The organism is Neobacillus vireti, from assembly GCF_036962465.1.
Classification (GTDB): Bacteria; Bacillota; Bacilli; order Bacillales; family Cytobacillaceae; genus Neobacillus; species Neobacillus vireti_B.
Genome location: NZ_JBALNF010000025.1, coordinates 284,297 through 295,083 on the forward strand (window position 1 = coordinate 284,297; position 10,787 = coordinate 295,083).

Annotated in this window: 10 protein-coding genes; 8 read left to right on the plus strand and 2 right to left on the minus strand. The window is 38.2% G+C overall.

The window, feature by feature from the left end; translation table 11 throughout:
- Window positions 1-37: 37 nt before the first annotated feature.
- From V7077_RS11840 to V7077_RS11855, 4 genes are all read left to right on the plus strand, one after another.
- Window positions 38-841 carry a fumarylacetoacetate hydrolase family protein gene (locus V7077_RS11840; protein WP_335501664.1) on the plus strand — a complete coding sequence of 268 codons (804 nt, stop codon included), beginning with the start codon at window positions 38-40 and terminating at the stop codon, window positions 839-841.
- Between the two features lie 155 nt (window positions 842-996).
- Window positions 997-1,938 (plus strand): HPr(Ser) kinase/phosphatase, encoded by a 942-nt coding sequence (hprK, locus tag V7077_RS11845; protein WP_420489638.1) that lies wholly within the window; start codon window positions 997-999, stop codon window positions 1,936-1,938.
- Between the two features lie 414 nt (window positions 1,939-2,352).
- Window positions 2,353-2,583 carry a hypothetical protein gene (locus V7077_RS11850; RefSeq protein ID WP_335501668.1) on the plus strand — a complete coding sequence of 77 codons (231 nt, stop codon included), beginning with the start codon at window positions 2,353-2,355 and terminating at the stop codon, window positions 2,581-2,583.
- A gap of 222 nt (window positions 2,584-2,805) precedes the next feature.
- Window positions 2,806-4,137, plus strand: coding sequence for a GntT/GntP/DsdX family permease (locus V7077_RS11855; RefSeq protein ID WP_335501671.1), 1,332 nt, complete (start codon window positions 2,806-2,808; stop codon window positions 4,135-4,137).
- Between the two features lie 52 nt (window positions 4,138-4,189).
- Here V7077_RS11855 and V7077_RS11860 read toward each other — a convergent pair whose 3' ends face one another.
- Complete coding sequence (locus tag V7077_RS11860) at window positions 4,190-5,035, minus strand: MurR/RpiR family transcriptional regulator (protein ID WP_335501673.1); 846 nt, start codon at window positions 5,033-5,035, stop codon at window positions 4,190-4,192.
- 148 nt (window positions 5,036-5,183) lie between these two features.
- Here V7077_RS11860 and gnd point away from each other — a divergent pair, with 148 nt between their 5' ends.
- Window positions 5,184-6,080 (plus strand): phosphogluconate dehydrogenase (NAD(+)-dependent, decarboxylating), encoded by an 897-nt coding sequence (gene gnd / locus V7077_RS11865; RefSeq protein WP_335501675.1) that lies wholly within the window; start codon window positions 5,184-5,186, stop codon window positions 6,078-6,080.
- A gap of 126 nt (window positions 6,081-6,206) precedes the next feature.
- Here the strand turns inward: gnd and gntK are convergent, their stop codons facing one another.
- Complete coding sequence (gene gntK, locus V7077_RS11870; RefSeq protein ID WP_335501676.1) at window positions 6,207-7,751, minus strand: gluconokinase; 1,545 nt, start codon at window positions 7,749-7,751, stop codon at window positions 6,207-6,209.
- A gap of 362 nt (window positions 7,752-8,113) precedes the next feature.
- On the opposite strand from gntK, the gene V7077_RS11875 reads away from it, so the two are divergent.
- From V7077_RS11875 to V7077_RS11885, 3 genes are all read left to right on the plus strand, one after another.
- The gene (locus V7077_RS11875) at window positions 8,114-8,875 is read left to right on the plus strand and encodes a threonine/serine exporter family protein (protein ID WP_335501678.1); all 762 of its coding nucleotides are present in this window, start codon (window positions 8,114-8,116) and stop codon (window positions 8,873-8,875) included.
- A gap of 17 nt (window positions 8,876-8,892) precedes the next feature.
- Window positions 8,893-9,333, plus strand: a complete 441-nt coding sequence (locus V7077_RS11880) for a threonine/serine exporter family protein (protein ID WP_335501680.1) — start codon at window positions 8,893-8,895, stop codon at window positions 9,331-9,333.
- 183 nt (window positions 9,334-9,516) lie between these two features.
- The gene (locus V7077_RS11885; protein ID WP_335501681.1) at window positions 9,517-10,266 is read left to right on the plus strand and encodes a C39 family peptidase; all 750 of its coding nucleotides are present in this window, start codon (window positions 9,517-9,519) and stop codon (window positions 10,264-10,266) included.
- Window positions 10,267-10,787: the final 521 nt, after the last annotated feature.

Genomic DNA, 10,787 nt, shown 5'->3' on the forward strand with positions numbered 1-10,787 from the left:
TGAATTATTTATTAATATATGGGGGATCGTGTTTGGGATGGAAATGAAGCTACTACAAAGAACACAAACAATAGTTCGTTACAAAAATAGCAATAATAAAGTATTTTACGGAATGGTTGAGGATGGCGAAATTTTGCAACTGTCCAGCAACTTTACTGAAATAGTAAACAATGAACTAAACTTTGACGGTACAAGAGTTAAATTAAAGGATGTAAAAATTTTAGAGCCTGTAAAACCTTCAAAAGTCATAAATTTCGGATGGACTTATGCGGGACATGCAACAGAGACTGGGGGGAGACCAAATCTCAAAGAGCCATTTTTGTTTTTAAAACCTGCTTCGTCCCTGATTCCGCATGAGGGAGAAATTATTCTTCCGTCCAATCATTTAACCAACCAGGTGGAAATGGAGGGGGAAGTGGCACTCGTTATCGGAAAACGCGGCAAAAATATAAAAGAAGAAGAGGCTTTAGATTATGTTTTTGGCTGTACTATTTTTAACGATGTAACGGCAAGAGATCTTACAAAAGTTGATCCACAATTTACACGCGGAAAAGGTTTTGATACTTTTGGGCCGTTGGGTCCGTGGATAGTTACAGGTATTGACCCAACCAATTTACGAATCGTGACAACTTTGAATGGCAAAGTTGTACAGGATGGTAATACGAATCAGATGTCACTATCGATTCCTTTTCTTATTAGTTGGGTATCAAAGGTTATGACTCTTGAGCCGGGGGATGTATTGGCCACCGGTTCACCTTCTGGCAGTTGTCCAATGAAGCCGGGCGACGTTGTATCAGTGGAAGTGGAGAAAATAGGCAATCTATGTAACTATGTAATATAGTAAAAATATGATTGGCAGCTTTGCACTATTTCTTGATTCTCTACTATTTTTTTAGGTTAACCAGTTTTCTGGTTGACCTTTCTTTATGGTTTAAGATAAAACTATCATTCCCTTTTGTAAAGGATGATAAAATCAAGAAAAGAAAATGATTTAGGATGGAGAGTGCCATTGACGTGAAGATATTATCAGTTGAAGATTTAGTTCGTAAATTTTCCTTGGAAGTATTGGCCGGAGAAAAGCAATTACAACAAACAATTACACAAGCCCGATCACATCGTCCAGGTTTAGAATTCGTTGGCCATTTTGACTTTTTCCCGACTGAACGTGTTCAAATCCTCGGAAGAAAAGAAATTACTTATTTACATAAGTTAAGCATTGAGGAGCGTCAGATACGAATAGGGAATATCGTTAAATACCATCCTCCATGCTTTATCGTTACAGCCGGACAGGAAGGACTAACGTATTTAACTCAATATTGTCTAGAAGAGGGAATCCCGTTGTTATGTACGTCAGAGCCACAAAGGACTTCTGAATTTATTATGAAGCTTGATGCTTATATGGTAAAGAAATTGGCGCCAGAAATCGCTATACACGGGGTATGTATCAATGTATATGGAATGGGCATTTTACTTCGTGGAAAATCAGGTATCGGCAAAAGTGAAATTGCCCACACCATGATTGGCAGAGGTCATAGGCTGGTGGCTGATGATATCGTTGTCTTAAAAAAGCTTAGTCCACGAACCATTCTTGCCACACATGACGGAAAAACAAAGGAATTTCTTGCTCTAAGAAGTGTGGGCCTATTGAATGTGGTCCGCTTATATGGAAGAAAAGCTTTTCAGGATGAGACGAGAATCGCGCTCGATATTGAGCTAACCAAATGGCAAAAAAATTCACTTCATAATGAATTGGATCACGAATCTAGATTTACGGAATATATGGATGTTCGAATTCCTCATATTGAGATTCAGCTTCAACCTGGCCGTGATGTTGCGGGGTTAATTGAAGCCGCAGCCAATAACTGGCTTCTGAAGCAGGAAGGATACAGTGCTGCAGAGGAGTTTATGAGACGACTGGAATCTGATTACGGCTCGTAAAAACAAAGGAGGGCACTATCCATTTATATGAATAATAGGTGGATACTGTCTTCCTTATTTGATAAGGATTTCATTTAGCCAGTAATTTGGTGTGATTTTGTACTCTTTTCAAAAAGTGTATCGCTCAATTAAGTGTTTCAGCAACAGACCGTGAATATAAAAAAATTGTTAATGTTGAGTGGCTAAAGATGTTTCCGAATGAAAATGACCGCCCAGCTAGACCTACTATTGTTAAAAATTTAAGGGAAGGCCTTAGAGTACAAATTGAAATGACGGCTGTTTTGTAACAATCAATTTTGCCAAACAATAGTCATGTTTTATATTTTCAAAATAAAAAATTTTTTCTTTAAGAGACATTAATTTTGTCTCTTTTTTTTGCGGATTGGAACAATAAAAGGATAAGGAGGGAAATGAATGGAATATATTGAAGTGTTTTTACGAAGCAAAAATTGGCTGGATACCGATTTAGACTCAAGGTATATAAACATCAACCACCCCTATGCAATCCTGGTTTCTGAGGATGAAGGACAAATTACTTTGAGAGGTAATGCTGGGATGGACAATGGCCAGAATGGCGAAGAAATTTTTACATTTACATCTTTAGGAGAGCTCCAGGAATGGTTTGAAAACAATATTGGAGAGTAGTGACGGGGCATTTGCACCCGTCTTTTTGCTAAATTTGGGGGTTATTTAAATTTTTCATTTGTAGATAATGAAAAAAATATTTTGTTTACCTATCAAACAAAATATTTTTTCGAAATAAGTGTTGAAATAAAAAAATTTTTTTCGTATAATCAATTTTGTTGGAAGTGCTTTCATAGTACTACTGCAAAAAAATAGAATAAAACCTAAAGGGGTGGCAGTTTAATGAATGCCTATTTATTACTAGTTACACTGGTCTCAATTGTTATAGTTATTTTAGGAGTTTCATTGTTTAAGTGGCATGCATTTATTAGTTTAACAGTAGCAGGATTATTCTTGGCGATTATGTCGGGATTAGGTTTAGATAAGATTGTAGCCGCTTACGAAACAGGAGTTGGCGGTACGTTAGGGCACTTAGTCGGTATCTTGGCTTTAGGAACTATTTTAGGAAAGATGTTGTCTGAATCAGGCGCAGGTTTGCAGATTGCAAATTTCTTTATCAAAGTATTTGGTGAGAAGAAACTGCCTTGGGCAATGTTTTTATCAGGGTTTGTTATTGGGATCCCTGTTTTCTTTGAAGTTGGAATTTTGATTTTATTACCGCTTGTTATCTCCATTCAAAAAGCATCAAAGCAAAATATCTTATTAATTGGTTTACCAGCGATTGCAGGTTTGTCAATCGTTCACGGACTCGTTCCTCCACATCCAGGTGCGATTGCTGCGATAGGACTTTATGGGGCTAATCTCGGTAAAGTATTACTTTATTCTTTAATTATTGCGATTCCGGCCGGTATTATTGGCGGGCCACTATTTGCGAAATTTATCAATAAACGTGTAGTTCCGGTTGGAGAGCCTGAATTAGTTCGTATTGATGACCATATGGATAAAAAGTCATTGCCAAGTGTAGGAATTTCTTTCCTAACGATCTTAATGCCCGTTATTTTAATGGTCTTAGGAACAGCAGCACCCTATTTACCTGTACCAGCTGGATTTGAAAAGTTTTTAGTGTTTATTGGAAGTCCGATTATCGCTTTACTTATCTCTTGTTTCCTATCCTTTTATTTCCTAGGCTTTCGTCAGGGAATCGATAAAAACAAGATACAGAAATTCACAGAGGAATGTATCCTCCCAGTAGGATCAATTGTCTTAATTATCGGTGCCGGTGGTGGATTTAAGCAAATTCTGATTGAAAGTGGAGTAGCAAAGGTTATTGCTTCTATGTCTGAAGGAATGTCATTATCTCCTCTTGTATTAGCATTTTTGATTGCTGGTTTAATTCGAATTGCAACTGGTTCAGCTACAGTTTCTTTAACAACGGCAGCTGGGATTGTTGCCCCAATTGTAGCTAACATGTCAGGTGTTAACTTAGAATTACTTGTTATCGCTACAGGAGCAGGTTCGTTAATGTTCTCACATGTTAACGATGCTGGCTTCTGGATGGTAAAAGAGTATTTGGGTCTTACCATTCAAGAAACATTTAAAACATGGACTGTCTTGGAAACGCTATTATCCTTCATTGCGTTTGCAGGTGCACTTATTCTTAATATTTTCCTATAAAATGAAAGAGGATGGCCCTTAGGTCATCCTCTTTAACTATTGATGAAAAAAACTAAATTCTTGTATCGGATATCGCTTCTCTTACTTTTCCAAGTGATCGTTTTGCTTTTTCCTTATTAAGGATCATTATATTTACATAAAGCGCGTCAATGAGACTTAATTGGGCAATTCTGGATGAGAGTGCTTCGGAACGGTATTCTGTTTCTTCTGAACTAGTAAAAAGTGCTACATCCGAGAACTGGCAAATTGGCGATTTTGGATAACTTGTAATTCCAATTGTTTTTGCCCCATTTTTTTTAGCCGTCTTTAATACATTGAGAGTGTCTTTATTTGTACCAGAGTGAGAGATCACAACAGCAACGTCATTTTCCCCTAATTGCGAAGCAGACATGAGTTGGAAATGGGTATCTATAAATGCAAACGCTTTAATTCCGGTGCGCACAAATTTATGAAAAGCGTCCATTGCTACCACATTTGATCCACCAGTACCGTAAAACTCAACCCGTTTGGCCTTCATTAGCAGGCCAACTGCTCTTTGAATGGAAGTTTCATCAAGGATTTGCAAGGTGTTTTCTAACGTTCTGATATTTGAATGAAAAATCTTATCGGCCACCGTTTTTTCATTATCGTTTTCACTGATTTCCTCATGAATCTGCTGAATGGGTTCAATAATTTCAGAAGCAAGAGCAATTTTCATGGCTTGATAACCCTTAAAGCCAATTCGCTTGCAAAAACGGAATACAGTAGCATCAGCCACTTGTAAATCTTCGGCAACTTCATTGATGGTATTATGAATAATTTTTTCAGGATTTTCCAAGATATAATCTGCAACTTTTTTTTCTTTTTCACTAAGCCGAGCATAATAAGATCGTATCTTTCCCAGACAGTTTTGAACCATAACATGTTTTCCTCTCTATAAAAAAATCGTATCTTTAGTATAGCATGAAATTTTCTGAAAAAATATTTTTTCAGGTAATATTTGATTTATGAAATAAATTTTCATATAATGGAACTATCAAGAAAAATTTATTTCGGAGGTTTTACTCATGGAAATCGGATTAATAGGATTAGGAAAAATGGGTTATAATCTTGCACTTAATATAATGGAAAATAATCATCATGTAGTCGCGTTTGACGTAAATAAGGAAGCAGTAAAAAAACTTAGCGGAGATGGGGCGATTGGTGCTGAGTCTATTTCTGCACTTGTTAATGAGCTTTCCGCGCCTAGAATCATATGGATAATGGTTCCATCTGGGCCCATCACTGAACAAGTGGTTGAGGAGCTTAAGGGTGTGCTGGCAGAAGGAGATATCGTTATTGATGGTGGAAATTCACACTATAAGGACTCGATCCGAAGGGGAATGGAACTTGGTAATAAGGGCATTCATTTCTTTGACGCTGGAACAAGCGGTGGTATGGCAGGTGCTAGGGAAGGCGCCTGTATGATGATAGGCGGGGATAAAGAGATTTTTAGCACAATTGAGCCGGTTATTCGTGATATTAATGTAGAAAATGGCTATCTGTATGCAGGCAAGAGCGGCAGCGGCCATTTCCTAAAAATGATTCATAATGGAATAGAGTATGGAATGATGCAAGCAATTGCGGAAGGCTTTGAAGTTTTGGAAAAAAGTGATTATGACTTTGATTATGAAAAGGTTGCGCGCGTTTGGAATAATGGCTCCGTCATCCGTTCTTGGCTGATGGAACTAACGGAAAACGCCTTTTCAAAAGATCCGAAACTTGATTCTATTAAAGGGGTTATGCATTCTTCAGGAGAAGGAAAATGGACAATTGAAACAGCACTTGAACTTCAAGCTGCCATGCCTGTAACAGCATTGTCACTGATGATGCGATATCGCTCACTCGAGGAAGATACCTTTACTGGTAAAGTTGTTGCTGCTTTGAGAAATGAATTTGGCGGCCATGCCGTTGAAAAGAACTAAAAGGGTAGTAAAGAAGCATCCGGCATTAAGCCGGATGCTTTCTTCTTTAATAGAAAATATAAAAATTAACCTTGAAAATTGTCCGGCTTCAGCGCCTGATCAAGGCGCTGAAGCTTTTCTTACTGATTACTTTATCCATTTCTCTTGAAAACTTGTAATCGGACCATATTCATTTTCTAATACACGGGAGACACGGATATAGATTGGGGTTAAGTCATTATAAATTTCTACATTACTTTCGATTGGCTGATGGGCATGGGTTGAGCCCACTAATTCAGACATAATCGAAAAGTCCTCAATTTCCCCTAATGCATACATACCTAGAACGACAGCACCAAGACATGAGCTTTCAAAGCTTTCTGGGACAACAACCTCTTGGTTGAAAATATCAGCCATCATCTGCCGCCATAATTCAGACCGGGCAAAACCGCCAGTTGCTTGGATTTTTTTAGGTACGCCAATAATCTCCTGAAGCGCAAGTAAGACAGAATATAAATTTAAAATGACACCTTCTAATACCGCGCGAATCATATGTTCCTTTTTGTGATGAAGTCCAAGGCCGAAAAAGGACCCTCTTGCATGGGCATTCCAAAGTGGTGCACGTTCTCCGGCTAAATAAGGGTGGAAAATAAGACCGTCAGCACCTGGTGCAACTCTGGAGGCAATTTTGGTTAATACTTCATACGGGTCAATCCCCAACCGCTTCGCCGTTTCTACTTCGCTTGAGGCAAGCTGGTCACGCACCCACCGGAAGGTCATGCCGCCGTTGTTAACGGGACCGCCAACAACCCAATGATTTTCTGTCAGCGCATAGCAAAAAATTCTCCCTTTTGGATCTGTAACTGGTCGATCCGTTACTGTCCGGATGGCCCCGCTTGTTCCAATTGTAACAGCAACTACGCCAGGATCAATGGCATTAACGCCTAAATTGGAAAGAACTCCATCACTTGCGCCAACGACAAAAGGTGTTTCAGCAGGCAGGCCCAGCTCTGTAGCAAATTCCTGTTTTAAGCCTGTTAAATAATAGGTAGTCGGGACAGGCTCAGCTAGTTTTTCACTGTTAATCCCTGCTACTTCTAATGCTTCCGTATCCCAAGCAAGCTGCTCAAGGTTAAACATTCCAGTTGCCGATGCAATCGAATAATCGACGACATATTTGCCAAATAGCTTGTAAAATACATATTCCTTTATCCCAATAAATTTACTGGTCTGCATAAAGAGTTCAGGCTTGTCGTGCCGCAGCCAAGTGATTTTACAAAGTGGTGACATCGGGTGAACCGGGGTCCCAGTCCTACGATAGATTGCGAGCCCATTGAGATCGTTTTTTATCGTTTCAGCCCAGGCAGTTGCCCGGCTGTCTGCCCATGTTATACAGCGGGTAAGCGGTTTATTTTCTTCACTCATGGCAATGACACTATGCATTGCAGAACTAAAAGAAACAAGTTTTATTTTTTTTGAATCAATTTTACCCTTGCTGATAGCGACCTTGATTGTTTCCACCACTGCTCGGAAAATTTCGTCTGGGTCTTGCTCAGCAACCGAGGGGGTTGGGCTAAAGAGTGGATATTCCACATGGTGCATACTTATGACTGTTCCTTTATCTTTATAAAGAACTGCCTTTGTACTAGTGGTTCCGATATCAACGCCAAGATAGTAAGATAGGTTATCCATTAGACAATCTCCTTCATTATTAAATAGAAGTTTTTTGACTGAAAAAATGCCTCTAGATAATAAATAGTATGAAAAAATTTTTCTTATAACGTAATTGTACCTGAAATAATTATTGATTTAAAACATTTTTTCTTATAAAAAGGGTTTTAAATCTTTGGAAATAGTATAGGTAAATACTTGAAAGACCAACCATATCTCATTTTTTGTTAAAATGGATTTTTATATGTAGCAATATGGATAAACAAGTATAACCGGGAGAATTTCTACTTTTAAGGGCTGCTTGTTTTTTTGAGTTATTGCTTCTAATGCTTCTTTTGTTTTAAACTAGATATTAAATGTTGAAATATGTGGTGAATGAATAGATGGACAAAATGGTTGAACAGACTTATGAAATTATGGAAGTATGCCTGCTTGCAGGGAAAATTATGCTTCAAAGCGGCGGAGAAACCTATAGGGTTGAAGATACCATGATGAGGATAGCCGCTTCCTTTGGCATCGAAAGATCTCACAGTTATGTTACTCCAACGGGGATTATTTTCTCAGCGGAAGGCTCAGAACCCACAAAAACAAAACTCATCCGAATATCAGAACGGTCAACAGATTTGAAAAAGGTTGCTATGGTGAATAGTATTTCGCGTAGTATTAGCAGCGGAGAATTGGATCTAAAGACAGCCTTGAGCAAATTAAAGGACATCGAAGACCTAAATGTCACTTTTCCTTTTTCATACCAAGCAGCGGCTGCCTCACTTGCCAGTGGTTGTTTTATGATTATGTTTAACGGGGGCTGGAATGATTTTATCCCCGCAATGATTTCTGGCGGTGCAGGGTATATAAGTTTTATTGCCTTTCATCGTTTTGTGCCAATTAAGTTCTTTTCAGAGTTTTTAGCTTCATTCGTCATCGGATTACTTTCATTATTATTTGTAAGAATCGGTTTGGGGCATAAATTAGACACGATTATTATTGGTTCTGTCATGACACTGGTACCTGGACTATTAGTGACCAATGCCATCCGGGATTTAATGGCTGGACATTTGGTATCGGGTCTGTCAAAAGGAGCTGAAGCTTTTTTGACGGCGTTTGCGATTGGGGCCGGAATTGCGTTTGTATTATCATTTTTATAGTATGGAGGTAAGCGAGGATGGCCATTCTTTCACAAGCGGTAACCAGTTTTCTTGCTACTGCAGCGTTTGGGATACTGTTTAATGCACCAAAGGAATCCTTAATAAAATGCGGTCTAATCGGAATGGGCGGATGGTTAATTTATTTTCTTCTCGTGGAATATTCACAGGATCCGATCGTGGCGACATTGGCAGCAACGATTTTTATTGCGCTCCTCAGCCAAGAGATGGCGAAAATTTATAAGATGCCCGTGATTATTTTTAGTGTTGCCGGTATTATTCCCTTAGTCCCCGGCGGGCTAGCTTATGATGCGATGAGAAATATTGTGGAAAATAATTATAATGAGGCAATTGCACTTGCTGCGAAAGTTCTGATGCTGTCAGGTTCAATTGCTTTTGGTTTAGTCTTTTCTGAAGTGATTAATCAGATTGCAAAAAAAATTAAACATTATCGAATTTAAGTCTAAAATCTCCTTTTAAAAAGGGGATTTTTTTTAAGGTTAAATTAAGAAACGGCAACTATAATAATATCTGGTAAAAATTTTCCTTTATCCAAAAAGTAAAATTTGATATGGTTATATAGTAGTAACTTACTAATTTTTCAAGATCAGCAAAGAATTTAACAAGGAATGGTTTATCTGTCTATGAAAAAATTTCTAATTACCATGGGGATTCTCATACTGTCCGCTGTTGGTGTAAGGACGGTTTATGCGGTCATGTCCGAGAGGCAAGCAGCTGCAAAGGTTTGGGAAGCCGTTCCCCTCAAAACACGAGAAGTGGAACTTATGGCGAAAGAAGCTCCCAAATTACCAGATAGTATCATTTTGGATGTGCCATTAATTAAGCAAATGGATGCACCGCTGCTTTATAACGGCTGTGAGGTGACCAGCCTTGCGATGATTCTAAATTATGCTGGTGTAAAGGTAACAAAGAATAAGTTAGCGGAAGAAATTAAAACAGTCCCGCTCACCTATAGTAATGGCAAAAAAGGAAATCCAAATGTCGGATTTGTTGGAGATATGGCTCATGGACCTGGACTTGGAGTATACAATGGACCTATTTACGAATTAACGAAGAAATATGTCGGAGACAGAGCTGTAAATCTAACTGGTAATCCATTTTCTGAGATTTTAAAAGAGGTAGGACAAGGGCATCCTGTCTGGATTATAACCACATCAAGCTTTGCCCCAGTCTCTGTTTTTCAAACTTGGGATACACCCCAGGGGAAAGTTAAAATTACTTTTAGCGAACATAGCGTGGTCATAACTGGGTATGATGAAAATTTTATTTATATCAATAATCCATATGGTGGAAAGAATATAAAATTAAATCGTGAGAGCTTCATCAAAGCCTGGGAACAAATGGGCAAGCAAGCAATTTTTATAAAAAATTAAAAAAGAGTCCTGTATTTTGTGTACAGGACTCTTTTTTAGGACGAAATTGGACGAAGGCAGTGGGAATATCCCACTGCCTTCTCTTTTAAAAAAAGATTCATTTAATTAGAACCTATTGTAACTTGTGAATGGTTGTTGTCATTAGTATCAGCCATTGCAAGGTAAAAATTCAATTTATTGTAATTGTTAATAAAAACAAGTTTGCCGCGGTTATTCTTCCACCTGATGGTTTTATACCTAAACGACGTAAGCCCTACCTCTCTTACATCCTAACGGCTCCGAAGCCGATCCAGTGTGAATAAGTTTTTATCTTAAAACATAAGCAGAATGCCAGAAAAAATTCTTACATTGCATTATCTTCTCTATTACAAGTTACTGTTTATTTGTGAGGCACAAAAATTAATAATACACTATATTTTTTTATATGTCAAGGTTTCTTGGGGCTTTAATTAAAAATGTCATATACATATTATAGGGGATGGAACGTGTTCGTTCGGAAAAAGCACTTCAGAAGAGAAAGT

What these genes read in the sequence shown, in the direction of transcription:
- V7077_RS11840 (WP_335501664.1), top strand. Translation starts at nt 38, where the DNA reads ATGGAAATGAAGCTACTACAAAGAACACAAACAATAGTTCGTTACAAA.
- V7077_RS11860 (WP_335501673.1), bottom strand. Translation starts at nt 5,035, where the DNA reads ATGGTTCAAAACTGTCTGGGAAAGATACGATCTTATTATGCTCGGCTT.
- V7077_RS11855 (WP_335501671.1), top strand. Translation starts at nt 2,806, where the DNA reads ATGAATGCCTATTTATTACTAGTTACACTGGTCTCAATTGTTATAGTT.
- gnd (WP_335501675.1), top strand. Translation starts at nt 5,184, where the DNA reads ATGGAAATCGGATTAATAGGATTAGGAAAAATGGGTTATAATCTTGCA.
- gntK (WP_335501676.1), bottom strand. Translation starts at nt 7,751, where the DNA reads ATGGATAACCTATCTTACTATCTTGGCGTTGATATCGGAACCACTAGT.
- hprK (WP_420489638.1), top strand. Translation starts at nt 997, where the DNA reads ATGGAGAGTGCCATTGACGTGAAGATATTATCAGTTGAAGATTTAGTT.
- V7077_RS11880 (WP_335501680.1), top strand. Translation starts at nt 8,893, where the DNA reads ATGGCCATTCTTTCACAAGCGGTAACCAGTTTTCTTGCTACTGCAGCG.
- V7077_RS11875 (WP_335501678.1), top strand. Translation starts at nt 8,114, where the DNA reads ATGGACAAAATGGTTGAACAGACTTATGAAATTATGGAAGTATGCCTG.
- V7077_RS11885 (WP_335501681.1), top strand. Translation starts at nt 9,517, where the DNA reads ATGAAAAAATTTCTAATTACCATGGGGATTCTCATACTGTCCGCTGTT.
- V7077_RS11850 (WP_335501668.1), top strand. Translation starts at nt 2,353, where the DNA reads ATGGAATATATTGAAGTGTTTTTACGAAGCAAAAATTGGCTGGATACC.